General features: G+C 42.0%; 4 protein-coding genes. All 4 read right to left on the minus strand.

What is annotated here, in order from left to right; all coding sequences use genetic code 11:
• Nucleotides 1-422: 422 nt before the first annotated feature.
• Entirely contained in the window at nucleotides 423-2,156 is a 1,734-nt protein-coding gene (locus G608_RS0109330) for an IS1634 family transposase (protein WP_026495803.1), read from the minus strand.
• A gap of 91 nt (nucleotides 2,157-2,247) precedes the next feature.
• A complete protein-coding gene (locus G608_RS0109335) occupies nucleotides 2,248-2,811 on the minus strand; it encodes an InlB B-repeat-containing protein (protein ID WP_026495804.1) in 564 nt (187 codons plus the stop codon).
• A gap of 349 nt (nucleotides 2,812-3,160) precedes the next feature.
• Entirely contained in the window at nucleotides 3,161-13,069 is a 9,909-nt protein-coding gene (locus tag G608_RS20660; RefSeq protein ID WP_035795127.1) for a leucine-rich repeat protein, read from the minus strand.
• Between the two features lie 231 nt (nucleotides 13,070-13,300).
• On the minus strand, nucleotides 13,301-17,849 hold a 4,549-nt coding region (locus G608_RS22425), incomplete at its 5' end, for a leucine-rich repeat protein (RefSeq protein WP_155833260.1).

The raw sequence follows: 17,849 nt of genomic DNA on the forward strand, positions 1-17,849 counted from the left end.
CGGATAGTACTGATCACCGTTTACCACGTTAGCTTCCTGGGTAAACGTTTTATCCATATACCATCCGCTGATTACTTTTCCATCACTGGTATAATCCCGTCTTTGACACCTAAAAAGCCGCAATCCCAGTATACATCTAGGATTCCGGCTTTGTTTTTATTACGTGAAATGCGTAATGCTGTGTATATGGTGCTTTAGCAAAAAGGAAGCCTTGCCTACGGCAAGCCTTTGAATAGATGTGAGAGCCGGGCATTTATGCCCGGCCCAAGTTCATATCCGCTTAGGTGACAGTACTCATGTCTGAAATATATGTCAAGGCCGGAGCCGCTGCGCGGTGCTTTGCAGCCTTGACATATATTCCAGACATGAGATAAAGGCAGTTAAGCGGATATGAACTAAGGGTGTCCTTAGCGGACCACTTTTTATAGCCCCTTGGTCCTTCTGACTATTCCAGCCATTGTCTTAGGAGTCATGAGTTCATAGTCTGTTCTGAACCCTGCGTTCTCATGAAGTATATCTGTCAGTGCTGTACGCGTATAGCAGGGGATGTATCCATGATCACCGATAAGCCTCATATCCATGCTTCTAAGCGCGCTGATGATCTCATCGCAGGTGTATTTTTCGCCAAGTTGTTTTTCGAGGATCCTGTATATCATAAGTGCGATGAAGCATGTAAGGAAGTGGGCCTCAATGCGGTCGTCTCTTTGTAGGTATACAGGTCTTGCCTCGAACTCGGATTTCATGATCCTGAAAGACTCCTCAATCTCCCAGCGATCATGATTTATCTTTGCTATCTCGGCAGGAGAGTCATCAAGGTTGGTGCATACAGCGTAGAATCCGTCGTACCGTGCTTCTTCGGTAATTGCTGCTTCGTCCAGTTCATACATTGCCCTGTTTGCTATTTCTCCATCATTGGTGAAAGGGGTTTTCTTGATGAAACGCTTAGCATCATTCTGTGAGCGTTTGTCGGCTGAAGATGGTTTATTTATCAGCTTCTTTGCTCTTTCTATCTGCCTGCTTCTTATGGTCTGCTGATACTCTTTGTACTTAAGGGAGAAGGTGACTATTATCGTCTGGTCAAATGTTATGTCCCGTTCCTCGTCATATCCCTCAATAAGCCTCTGCTTGTAGAAGATCTTCTTTCTGTTCTCTTTAGTGTCCTCCAGTTCGGAGACATCATATTTTTTTCTGCTTCCTTCAAGCTCCCAGCCTTTAGGATCAAGGCACCAGTCCTTTAATTCTGCATTAAGTTTCTTTATTGATTGAGTAGTGATGAAGCTTCTTTCTCCGTAGTTGTTGAAACGTCTGTTGGCATCAGAAGACAGACCTGCGTCGGTGCACACGATAAATTTCGACAGTTCAAAGTCACGCATGATCTGCTGTTCCAATGGTTTTAAAGATAGCTGCTCGTTCTGGTTTCCTGGATTGATACAGAATGCCAGAGGGATACCAGATTTATCCATGAACAGTCCCATCTGCACAATAGGGTTAGGACGATGCTCTTTGCTTGGACCGTACTGTTTAAGCCCACTTTCTCTTTCCATCTCGAAGAAGTAGTTTGTGCAGTCATAGAATAACACACCAGTATTTCTTTTTATGAGTTTCTTTGAATTCTTATAGAGCTCTGCCTGGATCATGTCTGAATTTTCAGAGAGCGTTGTCAGCGCTCTGTATACCTGGTGAAGTTCAAAACCAGGCTGCTCAACAAGTCCCTGAGACTGTTCATAGCAGGAGAGTTTTGATGATGGATAAAGGATCCTTCCATAAATGAGTCTGGAGAGAATCTCGTTAAGATCGTATTCAAATGAACTCTCTTTTTTTATTTTCCTGCAGATGGAAGGAAGCCCCAGCTTATAGTATATCTGCTGAAGGAAGAGATAACCGGCATTGAAAGAAAGCCGTTTATCGGTATCGACAATCCTGTCTGTTGATAGTGGGATCAGTACTTTATGATCTGAGGCAGCTTCTTCCTCATTCATGATCTTGAGCTGTTCCTTTGCCCAGGCATCAACATCGTCAACACCATATGTTTCCCTTATTGATTTCTCTGTGCCGAGCTTTTTGACTATTTCTGAAGAGTTCTTTCCGTCTCTGCGAACTGATCTGATTATGTAATAGGATACTGCGTTTTTTGATTTAACCTTGTTTAGTCTCACTGTAAGGCCCTCCCCAATATCTAGTTCTATTATAGCACAATACGGCATTACGGTATACAAGATTTTGAAATTTGCGCAAAAAAATAACCCACTACTGGGTTTCGGCGATTTTGGGTGTCAAACTTCCGCGTTCTTCATCAGTATACCAACCATAAAAAACCATATTCCCGAATGTTGCACCCTCAAGGTCATTGTATGCATTGATGTAGTTGTTCTTTTTCATATAGTAGGTATGAACGTATTCATCTCCGCTATATGCTTCATCAGCTTCGCAAAAGTCAAACGTTACTTTGGCTCCCTCTTCCCACTTTGCATACAAAGTAACATTACCGGTCGGATAGTACTGATCACCGTTTACCACGTTAGCTTCCTGGGTAAACGTTTTATCCATATACCATCCGCTGATTACTTTTCCATCACTGGTATAATTACTATAACCATCGGAAACAGGCACATCAACGTAGCCACCCAGCATTGCATATTCATCGTATTCCTTCATTGTCGGATTACAATTAAGATACCCTTCACCTGCATCAAAAGTTACCTTGTAAGACTGTTCACCATCACCCGGTTCAGCATGAACTAAAATACCTGTTGGCATTAAGAAAATTGCCAGCATCATTACAATGATACCAAGTAGACTCTTGCCTTTCATTAAAGACCTCCTGTTAAACTACTTTCCTTCGTTAAAAATGAGCCATAATCGGCTCAAAAAAAACACAATACACATAATACCGAGATGATTATCGCTCCGTTTAAATCATATTGCAATACGTATTCTGCATTTTATAATAATTTTATGATTTATACAAAATGTTCCAAGGAAATCGGTTCTTCATGCCACTGGGGACGCATGCCACTGGGGACGCATGCCACTGGGGACGGTTCTTTCTGGCACGATTTTATCGTGCCAGAAAGAACCGTCCCCGGTGGCACGTCCGTGGCATGAAAAAAGGCTGCCGGTGCAGTTTTTCTGCCCGGCAGCCCTCTGTAAACCCTTTAATTTACTTAACAGTAATTTCTATGGTCTTAACTGTTTTCTTGAATTTCCCTTTCTTTCCAACGGTGACCTTAACCTTATAAATGCCCTTCTTAGCGCCTTTCTTAAGAGTACAGATAACCTTTCTGCCCTTCACCTTTACGGTAAGGAACTTCTTAAGCTTTCTTGAAGAAGCATTCTTGGCAGTGATCTTACCCTTTGATCTTCCGATCTTGATGTTGACGGTCTGATCCTTTTTCTTAAGCTTTGAAGCATCTATTTCGTTCTTATTGGCAGTTATAGAGGCAAGTGTAGGATCATCGATTTCCTGCTGAGGCTGCTGTGATTGGGATCCCTGTCCGTTATTTGCCGGCGCAGGTTCCTTGGCAGCGACCTTTACCTTGCAGGTTGCGGAAAATCCGCCATCCTCTGTTTTAACTGTGATCAGCGCTTCTCCTGCTCCTACTGCAGTTACCAAGCCGGTGTTTGTAACTACGGCTACGCCCGGATTGCTGCTCTCCCACTTAAGGTTCTTATTAGAAGCGTTTGCAGGAGCAATCGTTGCAGTAAGGGTCTCTGAGTATCCGGGAGACAGCTCTGTCTCAGTCTTATTTAAAGCTACACCCGTTACAGAAACCGTCACGACGATAGTCTCCCACTTGGCTGTAAACTTCACTTTCTCATTTACAGTATAGGTATCGCCCGGCTGATAAACCTTACTTCCATCGGACCATCCTACGAATTTGCTTTGCTCGCGGGTAAAAGCATTTTCCGGAAGTGTGATAACAGCGCCTTTTTCCTGTCTCTCAATATATGGAGCAACGCCTGTTGTGTCTGCGCCGCCATAGAAGCTTACGCTGTAAAGTACAGGAGCTGTGCCCTGTGCGGTTCCTACTGTGACTGCAAAGGCCTTGGAAGCCATGGTTCCTTCTACAGAAATACTAATATCTGTAATACCATCGGAAAGTCCGTCGACTGTAAGCTTGCCGTTTCCTTCCTCGTCAATACTGATGGTATCTGAAACCTTTGCGATGCTGGAATAATCCGCAGCTGCTTTAATACTCATTGACTCATCATAGCCTGTTACTTTAAATGCTACTTCCTGACTGGAACCTGCTACAACATCCACTTTATCTGTGACATCAATTGCCACATCTGCGTGTACTGTGCCTGTAGTACTAAATTCCGTAACAGCTGCATCATAACCGGATACAACACTTTCAGGTACTGTAATAGTAAGCTGTGAGCCCTTTACTCTCTCAGGATAAACAAGCTGTACCTTATTTGCATAAACTGTTCCGTCAATATCAGATTTACTCTGATCGTAGAAAACTTCGTAATCTACACTGTTGCCATCGCTGTCTTTTAATGTAATGTCACCAAAGCCTGCCGGCTTCATATACTGAGTAAAGCTTACTGTAGTGGCTGTGCTGCTGAAATCGACACTTTCAACCTCAGGTCCGGCAACAGGCTTAAGCTTCATGCCTATTCCTGTCTGCGGCGGAGGTACATCAAGCCATGCTGTCTCTGCGTTTTCGTAGCCTGCCTTTTCGATTATTACTTTCCAGAGTCCCTCCGGAACGTCCCATGCAAAGGTACCGTCACCACCTGTGGTTTGCGGATTATACTGGTCATATTCCGATGCATCCCATTGGACAGCAGGTTCTCCCTCCGTTCCGGTATCCTTGAAGTAGACCGTCGCCGTGGCACCGGATATTCGGTTATCTGTTACTCCTTCATAAACATATCCGCTGGGATCGATCTTCCATTTGAAAATCAATGCGGGAAGCCAGTAAAGTACCATGCCTATGTAACTTGTTTTTATACCGTCATAACCATGTTCCTCAAGTTCTCCGCAGAAATCCTCTATGAAAAATGCAGCCACTTTCAAGCCAACACAGAGAAGCGGATTTGTCGTCATTGCAAGATCGCCTGCATAATCCAATGCTGCTGCACAATATCGAAGAATAAGCGCTGTTGTGCAGGCACTTTGCAGGTCCTCAATCCTTTTTCTCTCTGCATCAGATGTAGCTTGGTATTTTTCCAGTTCCAGTTCGAATACTTTTTCAAAGTATTTTACGGTTGAACTTCCTGCACTATAGAAGAAACCAAATTCATCTTTAAAATCCCTGTCAATGATAATGAGCTTATCACTGTGGTCATTCATTATCTCCTGGGTTATAGATTTGGTTAAATCTTTTTTTGCATTCTTAACAACCCATTTTTTGACCGCTTCGTCTTGATCCTGCATTATTTCCCAAATTTCAACGTAGTCTTCATCCTGCTTGAAGAGAAGCCTTCGCTTGGTATCTGCATACTGATCAAAACCATTTTTTAAGAATGATAATATGATTTTGTCTAAGAGCTCACTGGTATAATTAAGGGAAACAGGTCCGGATTCATTGTCGTCGGCCGGTGTGTAATCTACATCATACCCTTCCCTTTTAAGTTCAGCTAATACTTCGTCGTAACTTGAATATGCCTGACAGTCAACTTCAACCTGTGATCCTGACGGTAACGTAACTACGGCATTGTATCTGTCTTCATCTACAGCCTTAACTTCAGTGTGCTCTGCCGCTTCTTTTCCTATGCCCGGGTTATTCTTAATATAGTCATCGACCATATCACGGCCCTGAGCAATTAAATCTTCTTCGTCGGTGCCGTAAAACTCATCATTTAAGCTGAACTCAACATTCAGTATTCCGGGAACATAGTTGTTATCATTATTAAACTTCTCTGAGGTAATAAAACAGCCAAGTTTTTCATTATATTTTGCAGGAATCCTCGAAGCTACACCATTTCGGGTACTTGTAACATACAGCTTATCAATAAGGTCGGCATTACTCATTGTAACGTGGTATGAATATGAGCAACCCGGAGCAAAGGTTAATGATGTGGAAAGTATTGATCCATCAAACACATTTATAACCTGCTCATAGCCATTGAGTCTGTAATACATTTCCATACCTGTGACAACAGGCTCCGACACACTGAATTTGACAGTTGACGTATTCGAGATTTTGCCCGACTTTGTCTCGGCTTCGGCTTTTACGGTAAATACCTGGTTATCTGCCGGCTTTTTGAGCTCAATCTTAGTCTTATATTTTCCGCCCTTCGAAGAATAAGTAGTAGCACTCTCCTCATCATCTACATATAATGTAACTTTTGTTGAAGCAGGCGCTATTCCGCTTACATTTATCGTCCTTGAATTAGTCATAGGCGGCACAGAAAGAGTAATACTTGGAAACTCAGCGTTTATGACACCTATAGCCTCACTGTGCCTTTCACCGCTATATGCACACTCAAAGGATGCTGTGGAAACCAGCGCTTTCGCAACACCGGGTACTACCGTAAAGTGATACGAACCACTCTTTTCAGTAACTGGTATAGTCAGCACATGATTATCTTCAAAGGAAACATTTTTAACGATCTGATTATTTGACGTTACTGAGTTGTTCCTTAGCTCTATTGATGAAGGGAAGTAAACTGACAGCTTTCCATCAGAAACTCCTTCAAAAACTTCATCCTTAATGCTGTAAGAAAGTACCAGATCGATATAGCCTGATGAGGTCACATCACTTGAATTCGTCATGTAATAGGATTTTGAAGAATCTATCACAACGTCTTCTTGATTATCATCAGTAAGTGGCACTATGGGTATCTCGTGGGCAATAGCATACTGCATTGCAGGTGAGCCCATGTAGCAATACATGGTAAGTGGACTGCCGGAAAAGACCTCACCATAAAAGTTAATCTGTCCGCCATTTAAAACAGTAACCTTCTTTAAGTTTTTACAATTACTGAATGCGGCTTCATAAACGTTGTTTACTGTGCTGGAAATTGTAGCCTCCACGAGACCTTCGCAACCTGAAAAGGCGTAACTGCCAATGCTGGTAACTGTCTCAGGAATATTAACTCTTGTCAGATAAATATCATCACCGAATGCACATGATCCAATTTCTGTAAGTGTCGAAGGCAGATTAACTCTCTTGATGCAGCTTCCTCTGAATACGTTTTTTGCAAGATTGGTTATACCTTCGGGAACTGTTATTACTGAAAATTTCTTATCGTTTGCAAAAATTCCACTTCCTGCCCAAGTCAGTGACATAGGATAATTGATGTTACTTAAGTTTTCACATTCTGCAAAAGCTCCCGATCCGATAGTTTTGACACTATTTGGAAGAGCTACATCTGTGAGGGAAGCACAATAGCTAAATGCATCTTCGCCTATTTCTTCAAGTTCATCAGGAATCTTTACTGTACTCAGCTTTGTTGTGCCGGCAAATGTACCTTCTCCTATGGCCTTTACCCCGTCCGGAATAGTGATAGCGGTAAGCCCTTGACACCAATTGAATGCATAATCACCCAGCTTTGTTACACCTGCAGGGATTTCAAACGATTCAAAGGCAGCATTATTGGCAAAAGCCCTGTCACCAATCTCTGTAACAGAATCCGGCAGATCAAAATCTTTGATACAACTGCCCTGGAACACTCCGTCTGCAATCTTTGTCACACCACTTGGAACAACCATCTTCGTTAAAGCAGAATCCTGATTAAATACATATCCGCCAGTAGAATCAAGGGACTTAGGATAGTTGACGCTACTTAAAGCAGTACAATATTCAAATGCAGATTTTCCAATATAGGTCAGACTGTCAGGAAGCTTTACCTGCGTAATGGCCTTACAGTTTGCAAAAGCCTCCTCGCCGATATTATTTACCCCTGAAGGAACAGATACTACTTCAAGAACCTCGTCGTTATAAAAAGCTCTTTCACCAATTACTTCAAGGCTTTCAGGAAGGCTTACTCTTTTTATGGAGCTGTAAGAGAAAACTTTATCCGCAAGTTTTTTTGTACCTTCTGGAATTACCATGCTTGTAAGCTTTGTATCCTTCCAGAATATGGCTTCTCCGCAGCTATCAAGCTCTATCGGGTAGTTAATGGTACTAAGCTCAGAGCAGTTATCAAAGGCATATCCTTCTATTGTAGTAAGGGTATCCGGAAGCACAACCTCCGTCAGGCCGGTACATCCGGAAAAAGCCTTAGATCCTATTTTCGTAAGCCCTTCCGGTAAGCTTATAGACTTTAGCCCAGCGCAATTAATAAATGCACTGTAGCCAATTTCTGTTACAGTAACAGGTATAATAACCTTCTTTATGAATGCTTTACCCCAGAAAGCTCCATTGCCAATTTCCTTAACAGTGTAACCATCAATTTCCTCAGGGATTACCACAATATCTCCGCTGCCTTTATAACTCGTAATCTTTATATTCAGATTACCGATGCTGGAATATGTGAAATCTGCTCCTGCAGACTCAGAATAATTTAAAGGCTTGACGATAACATCCTCAAGCTCCGTATCTTCCTCTGCAATACAGGTCTGAATGGCAGGATTAAATTCATATTTATTTGAATGATATCTGATCTTATAGCTGTTACCCGGAACTACACCCTCACATACCCACTCTCCGGAGGCATCTGTGGCTACAATTTCCAAAAGCTTTTGGGTAGTTAAATTATAAACACTGACATTTATATCAGATACGCCGTCTCCTGCTGCAGTTTTTACTCTACCCTTAAGGCTACTGCTGTTAAGCACTTCAAACTTTTCTGTTGAGAATTTTATTCCATTTTGATTTGCATATTCTTCAGCCTTACTGCCTGCTATACCATGGATTGTGAGTATATCCTTATCACAACTCTTGAAAATATCCTTTTCAAGAGTTGTGGCATTCTCACCAATCCATATATCCTGAAGTATGCTACACTCGGAAAATGCTCCCTCTTGTATTGTAGTCACTGCATCCGGCAAAATAATCTGCCTAAGCGCTGTATTTTCAGAAAACGCACCATATGAAATAAAAGTAAGAGTTGAAGGAAGCTCAAAACTGCTTATGGAGCATACATTGAAAGCGCAGCTAACTATCTTTGTAACACCTTCAGGGATTTTTACATGTAGTTTTCTGTCACCTTCATAAATTTTATAGCCTACATCTGTCAGAGACATGGGATAGTTTATTTCCCTAAGTTCTGGGCAAGAAGCAAAAGCATTTGAATTAATGTACTCAACGCTATCAGGAAGCTGTGCCTTTAAAAGTGAGCTACATCCAAAAAATGCATCCCATTCAATCTTTTTAAGGCCATCCGGAAGCCTAATTTCTGATAGACCGGTACACCCCTTAAAAGTCTCTATACTAATTTCTTCCAGTGACCCATTAAAAGTAACCGCTGTAAGTCCCGTACATCCCTGGAAGGCACTTCTACCTATTTTCTTTACCCCCTGTGGTATATCTATAGAAACAATACCTAAAGAGTTATAAAATGCATACTCTTCAATCTCTGTAAGTGACTGAGGAAGATTTACTTTCTCTATATCACTATATGCAAAAACATCACTTGGAAGCTTTGTAACGCCTTCAGGTACAGTTATCTCCTTGAGACTTGTAGTTCCTTCGAAAATATTCATTCCTGCCCCGCTAAGGGAGAGGGGATAATTAATACTACTGAGCTTTGTGCAATTCTTAAATGCTGCCGATCCTAATGATCTCACAGTATCCGGCAATTCAATCGATGCAAGGGAAGTGCATCCAATAAATGCACCTGCTCCTATTCCCTCTAATCCATCATTGAGCTTTATATCTGTCAGTGCGCTACAATTATTAAACGCACTACCCCCAATTTGGATAACATTCTCCCCTAAAGTAACACTCTCTAGCACAGTCGCATCTTTAAAAGCACCACTACCTATAATTCTCACGCCAGCCGGAAGCTTAATTTCCTTAAGAGCTTTTACTGAACTGAAGGAATCCTCTCCAATTTCTTCAAGGCTATCCGGTAAAGTAATATCCGTCAGATAACTTTCAGCAAAAACATATTTTGCCAACTTTTTTACACCCATAGGAACAATTATCGACGTAAGCTTTGTATCTCCACAGAAAACCTCTTCTTGGCAAGATTCCAGACTGAGAGGATAATTTATCACTTCCAGCGCCGGACAATATGAAAATGCATACTCACCCATGTAAGTAAGGCTGTCCGGCAGTTCCACCGTAGTAAGTTTTTTACAGTCTTTAAATGCAGAATATGATATGGAAGTAACCCCTTCTGGTAAATTAATCTTCTCTAAGGATTCGCAATAAGCAAATACATAACTGCCCATACTCTTAAGTGACGAGCCGAATACTACTTCTTTCAGATTTTTGCACTGATAAAATGCAGAATCATTTATAATGGTCAAACCATCCGGAAGTACAACCTTCTTTAACTCAGAATGCTGTTTGAAAACATTTTTATATATTTCAGTAACTTTATATCCATCTATTTTTTCAGGAATAACTACTGTTTCAAAATTGCCTGTATAACCGGTAATTCTTATATTTTTCGAGTTCAGCTTTTCGTATTCAAAATACTCAGCCCCCGTCTCAACATTGTTTACCGATGTGGCGATAATATCCTGCAGCTCGGTATCCTTCTGTGCTACGCAGGAAATACTGCCGGGATCAAGGCTGTATTTAGCAGATAAAGCTGTAACCTTGTAGCTGTGTCCAATAGTAGCTGCATCATACTGCCACTTTCCATCGGTATCTGTGATGTAACTGATTATCTGCTTCATATCTGTCACATCATAAATTTTGATAGTTACTCCGGAAATACCATTTCCCACCTTATCAACCACTTTTCCATGGATCTCACCATCTACTTTTTCAAGTCTATCCGTAGAAAATTTATAGCCGTGTTCTGTGGCAAATTCCTCTGCTTTGCTGCCTGCAACACCATGAATTGTAAGCAATTCCTTCTTGCATCCAAAAAAGACATCATCTTTCCATCTGGTTTCATCAAAGGTTGTGACATTCTCTCCTATCCATATATCTTTTAACCCATCACAACTACTAAACGCTTTCTCCCTTATGGTTGTTACAGCGTCCGGTAGAATAATCTGTTTTATAGCATTGTTTCCGGAAAAAGCGTTTTTCCCTACCTCTTTAAGGCTTTCCGGTAAATCAACCGAAATTATTGCACTGTGTGAAAAAGCTTCATCTGCTAATTTCTCTACTCCGTCAGGAACAGTCATCTTAAATACTCTTTCCATTCCGCCGGCAACGGAGCCGCTTTTCAGAGAAAAAGGATAATTTATTTCGGAAATCTGAGTACACCCGGAAAAGGCTGAATCCGCTTCTTCCAGACTATCCGGCAGATGTATTGAGGTAAGCTCCGTACAGTTTCCAAAAGCTGAGCTCTCCATTATCTTGAGCCCTTCAGGGAGTGTAACCTTAGTAAGCTCTGAGCATTTATCGAATGCTCCATATCTGATAGCTGTCACACCTTCAGGTATTTCAATTGTTGTCAGAGCCTTATCATTTGCAAATACGTACTCACCGATTTCCTTAAGTGTCGAAGGAAAATGTACTGTACTGATACTACTGTTCTCAAAAATATGATCCGTTATTTTCTCCACACCTTCCGGTATAGTTATCTCTGTAAGCTTTGGAGTATTAGTAAACACTGGATCATAATATGTATAAAGAAGTGATTTGGGATAATTAATACTGCTAAGGTTTATACAATCTGAAAATACTCCCGTGCCAAGCGTCTCAATGGTATCCGGCAGGGTAACATTGGTAAGCGCAGAACATCCCTGAAATGCGTAAACTTCTATCGTAGTGAGGCCTTCCTTGAAGGTAAGAGTTTTAAGGGAGGTATCACCATAAAAAACATACTCTTTAATTTCTTTAAGAGTCTTGGGGAAACTAACCTTAGTAAGGGCAGTCGTTTCATAAAAAGCTTCCCTTTCAATTGTTTCAAGGCCTTCCGGCAGTGTTATTTCTGTAAGTGCCGCGTCACAATAGAAGGCTTTCTCTCCAATAGCTTCAAGGTTATCCGGAAGCTCTATTGATTCAATACTGCTGTAGGAAAAGGCATAATTGGGGATTCTGTCTACTCCGCCGGGAACCTCTATAGACTTAAGATTTGTACAGCCCTGAAAAACGGACTGACCACTACTTGTAAATGCTTTTGGAAAGTTGATGTTGCTTAAGCCTGTACAATCATAGAAGGCTTTATCTTCAATAGTCTGAACCTTATCCGACAAAGTGACCTTTGAAAGACCTTCGCAGCCTTTGAATGCTTCTTTACATATTGTAGTAAGGTTTGAAGGCAAAATGATATTTTCGAGACTACTGCAACCGCTAAACGCACTCTCTTCTATTTTTTGAGTATAAATATCATCAGAATCCCCCCATGTAACTGACTGAAGTGAAACAGAATTCATAAATGCGGAATTGCCGATTCTGATAACCGTCCCCGGAATAGTCACAGACACGAAAGAAGAACCATAAAAAGCACTATCAGCTATTTCCTGAACAGTGTACTCACCAATGGTTTCAGGAATTCTAATTGCAGTATCAGTTCCTTCATATTTTGTAATCGTAACAAAGGAACCGTTAAGTTCACTATAAACCCAGCCATCATCAGTCTTTTCATTTCGCTGTTGAGGCTCGTATACAATATCTTCTGTGGTATCATCCTGATCATCAGACAGATCATCAGCATCGATAGAAATATCATCAGAATCTTCATTTTGCTCAGCTGCATTGTCTTCTGCCGTTTCTTCCTGAGAAGGCTCATTTGCAGCTTCTTCCTGAGAAGGCTCGGTTGTAGCTTCTTCAGGCACAGACTGATCCTCTGTCGCAGGAACAGCTTCATCATTTGCAGCATCGGAATTCTCTACACCGTTATCCTCGATGAATTCCGTACCCTCTTGTTCGACTGAATCACTCTCAGCAGCCGAATCAGAGTTCTCTTCTTCGTAATACGAATCATCCGTTACAGCAATTTCCGGTGCTTCCTCACTGGCAAATGCCGTAAGATCCACAGATGTAGCCGTAATCAAAACAGCGAGCGCTATACTTAGCCCTCTTCTCCACACTTTCTTCATACCCGTTTCCCCTTCTTTTTTCGTACTTTCTCCACCAAAAATAAACACAAAAACGTCCCTTTTATTTTATATTTCAACAGGGCCAATTACAACATTTTTAGTGTGCCACTGGAGACTGCCACTGGGGACGGTTCTCTTTGGCACGCTCAACGGAATCGTGCCAAAGAGAACCGTCCCCGATGGCACGAGGGCTGTCAAAGCAATTTTCGTGCTATGGCAGCCCTCGTTATTTTACTTAACCGTAATTTCTACAGTCTTAACTGTTTTCTTGAATTTTCCTTTCTTTCCTACGGTGACCTTAACCTTATAGACGCCCTTCTTAGCACCCTTCTTAAGAGTACAGGTTACCTTTCTGCCCTTTACCTTTACTGTAAGGTACTTCTTGAGCTTTCCTGAAGAAGCATTCTTCGCAGTGATCTTGCCCTTGGATCTTCCGACCTTAATGGTAACGGTCTGATTCTTTTTCTTAAGCTTAGATGCTGCGATTTCGGTCTTGTTAGCAGTTACGGAGGCAAGAGTAGGATCATCAATTTCCTGCTGAGGCTCCTGTGCTGACTCGGATGTCTGTCCGTTGGTTGCTGGTGCAGGGCTCTTGGCAGCGACCTTCACCTTGCAGGTAGCACTAAATCCGCCATCCTCCGATTTAACTGTTATTAAGGCTTCTCCTTCTGCTACTGCTGTTACCGTTCCGGTGCTTGTAACTACTGCTACGGCCGTGTTGCTGCTCTCCCACTTAAGGTTCTTATTTGAAGCATTTGCAGGAGCAATTGTTGCAGTAAGGGTCTCTGAATATCCGGGAGATAATTCTATCTCTGCTTTATTCAGGGTTACTCCTGTGACAGGGGTGGATATTACAACATCCTCCCAGGTAGCCGTAAATGTGACGTTTCCTGTTACAGTATACTTATCACCGGGCTGATAAAGCTTTGTGCCATCTGTCCATCCCGAGAAAGCTTTTCCGGTTAATGTGAATGTATTTTCAGGAAGCGCAATCTCTGCGCCAATTTCCTGTCTCTCAATAGAAGGAGCAACTCCCTCTGTTCCTTTACCACCGTAAAAGCTTACTGCATAACGAACAGGTGCTGATCCCTGTGCTGTTCCGACTACTACTGTAAAGCTCTCAGCCACTGCCATTCCTGCTACAGAAAGTTTAACCTCAGTCTCACCATCTGAAAGTCCCTTGATGATCAGTGTGCCCTTTCCGTCTTCAGCAATACTGATATTTTCAGAAACCGTCGCAACGCTCGTATATTCAGCAGCTGCCACAATATCCAGAGAGTCATTATATCCGGTAACCTCAAAAGGAATCTCTATGCTTTCGCCGGACTTAACATTTACCAGATCCGTAACGTTTAGCTCTACATCACTGTGTACTGTTCCGGTCTCTGAATAGCTTTCAAGCTGTGCGTCATAGCCGGATGTAATTGTTGCAGGTACGCTGAGATTCAGCTTTGTTCCGGTAGTCTTCTCAGAATATACCAGCTGGACCTTATTAGCATAAACAATACCGTCTATATCAGATTTACTCTGATCATATACAAGATTGTAAGCAACAGCCTGTCCCTGCTCATCCTTAAGAGTTATACCTGTAAAAGTTTCAGGCTTCATATACTGTGAAAACTCAATTGTCAGGGTTGTGCTTCCAAAGTCTGTGCTTGTAACCTTCGGTATAGCTGTAGGCTTTAATCTGATACCGATTCCTGTCTGCGGCGGAGGTACATCAAGCCATGCTGTCTCTGCTGTTTCATAACCGTCTTTTTCGATTACTACCTTCCAGAGGCCTTCAGGTACGTCCCATGCAAAGGTGCCGTCACCGCCTGTCGTTTGAGGATTATATTGGTCATATTCCGCGGCATTCCACGAGACGGCCGTACCACCTCCTGTATCAGTATCCTTGTAATATACCGTGGCCGTCGCACCGGATATTCTGTTATCCGTGACTGCCTCGTAAACATATCCACTGGGATCGATAATCCATTTGATTGGAGCGAATAATAATCCAAGTGCCATTCCAACATAGCTTCGGCTTATTCCGGCATAACCATACTCTTCCATCTGATCACACATATCGTTGATCAGGAATGCTGCAACCTTAAGTCCAATGCAAGCAAGCGGATTAGCTACCGCAACATCACTTGCATATTCCAGTCCGGCAGCAAAATATCTAAGCAGCAAAGCTGTAGTCATAGCATCTCGCAGCTGCGCGATTTCCCTTCGCTCTGCTTCAGATGTGGCGCGACTTTCTCTCATGTCAAGTTCCCACATCTTGCCAAAATATTTTATTGTTGAACTGCCTGCCGAATAGACAAAGCCAAACTCTTCACTGAGTTCCTTATCAATGGATATATATCTGTTGCTGTGAGCATTAAGAATCTCTTCTGTTATGCCCTTTGCGGCTTCCTTTGTGAGTTTTTTCTGAACCCATTTCTGAGCCGCTACATCCTGGTCATGAACTATTACCCATATCTCTGATTCTTCATCATCAGACCTGAAGAAGATGTTTCTCTTACTGTCGAAATACTGCTGGAAACCGTTATCAATGAAGTCCTTGGCAAGGTCTCCTATCAGTTCCTCTGCAGAATCCGCATCACGGGTCTTTGGCTCAAATTCATCACCTGAAGAATTGTTGGTCTTAGGCCTGTATCCCGCTTCCTCCAGCGCTTGGACGACATTTTCATAGCCGGAATACTGTTCACAGCTAAGTTCTACCTGGGCACCTGATTCAAGTGTAACTATCGCATCATAACCATCATTATCAGATGATACTACCTCTGTATTATCATGTGCTTCTTTGGCAACTTCCGGATTTTCTTTGATGTAATCATCTACCATGTTTTTAGCCTGGGTAGTTTCATCAACATCCGATCTGTTGTAATACTCATCGGTACAGGTGTACTCAACACTCAGTGAAGCAGGTACATAGTTTTTATCATCGTTGAATTTCTCTGAAGTAATAAAGCATCCCATACTTTCGTTATATCTTGCCGGGATCTTTGATGTTACTCCATTTCTGGTACTTGTTACGTACAATTCCTTAATAAGGTCAGGATTGGTCATCGTAACATGGAAAGAGTACCTTCCGCTGGCTGCGAAGGTTACAGTACTTATCATGGCATTTGTATCAAGCAGATCTACCTCTCTCTCATTGCCATTAAGTCTGTAATACATCTTAAAGCCTGTAAGCACAGGTTCGGAAACACTGTACCTTACATCAGCGCTGTTTGATACTGTTCCGCCCTCAGTAGAAACTTCAGCTTTTATAGTATAATTCTGCCCATTTACAGGATTGGTCAGCTCAATACCGGCTTTATATTTTCCGCCCTTAGATGCAGTAACCGTAGTTTGCTTCACGCCATCCACATACAGGGTGACCTTTGAGGATGCAGGTGCTATTCCGTTAACAGTAAACTTCTTTGTATTTGTCAAAGTAGGAACAGCAATAGAAATTGTCGGAAGCTCCTCGTTAATTACTCCGATAGCATCTGTTCTGTCCGCACCCTCATACTTGTATTTAAGCACAGCAGATGTAACCAGTGCCTTGGCACTTCTGGGCACTACCGTAAAGTGTATGACACCATTCTTTTTGCTGACAGGTATTGTCAGAATGTGATTTTCATCAAATACGTAGTTTTCAATCTTCTGGTTATTTGAAGTAACGGAATTCTCCTTAAGGTCTATGGTTGAAGGGAAAACCACAGAGAGCTTCGTATCCGAAACTCCATCAAATACCTCATCTTTAATGCAATATGAAACTACAAGATCGATATATCCCGATGAGAATAAATCGCTGGAGTTGGTCATATAGTAGGATTTTGAATTATCAATAGCAAAGCTTTCAGCGCTCTCATCTACTATCGGGCAAACCGGAATTCCGTTGGTTATTGCATAATGCATTGCAGGTGACCCGGGGTAGCAATACATTGTGATGGGACTGTTGTAGAACACAGCATCTCCAAAATCAATTTCACCTGCATTCAAAATGGTAAGCTTTTTCAGATTTTTACAGCTCTTAACTGCGCCATATCCTAATTTGTTTACTGTCTTTCCAAAGGTCAGCTCCCTTAGACCTTCACAACCTGAAAATGCGAAATTTCCGATAGTTGTGACTGTGTCAGGTACCTCTATTTTGCTAAGCTGTATGTCTCCTTCAAAAGCACTTGCTCCAATAGCTGTTACAGTAGATGAAAAATCAACCTTCCTAATAGAGCTGTTTGAAAAAATATTGTCAGCAATCTTTGTAACCCCTTCAGGGATCTTGATCTCCTGAAGATTTTTATCACCCGCATAAATACTTTCTTTGGCAGTTTTAAGTGATAACGGATAATTAGTCTCAGCAAGAGCTGTACAGTTTCCAAACGCATTGCCGTCTATCGTTGTTATGCTGTCAGGCAGCTCTATCTTCTTTATGCCACTGCAGCCCTTGAAAACACCATAGCCTATCTCTGTCAGACCGTCATGGAGCGTTACATCCGTAAGTCCTGTGCAGTTTTCAAATGCAAAGTTATTTATTTTTTTAACACCTTCCGGCAGTTCTATGGAGGTTACGGCTTTATCTGCAGCAAATGCCGATTCTCCTACCTCAGTCAGTGTTGAAGGGAGGTTGAAGGCCTTTATCGAGCTTTGTGAAAAGATGCATTTTGCTATCTTTGTGACGCCTTCAGGCACAGTGATTGCTGTAAGCCTGGTGTCACCTGCAAATACTCCATCCCCTGCAGATTCAAGTGATTTGGGATAACTTATCTCTTCAAGCATTGTGCATTTAGCAAATGCATTCCCATCT

Origin of the sequence: Butyrivibrio sp. WCD3002 (assembly GCF_000424265.1) — a bacterium.
Lineage (GTDB): Bacteria > Bacillota > Clostridia > Lachnospirales > Lachnospiraceae > Butyrivibrio.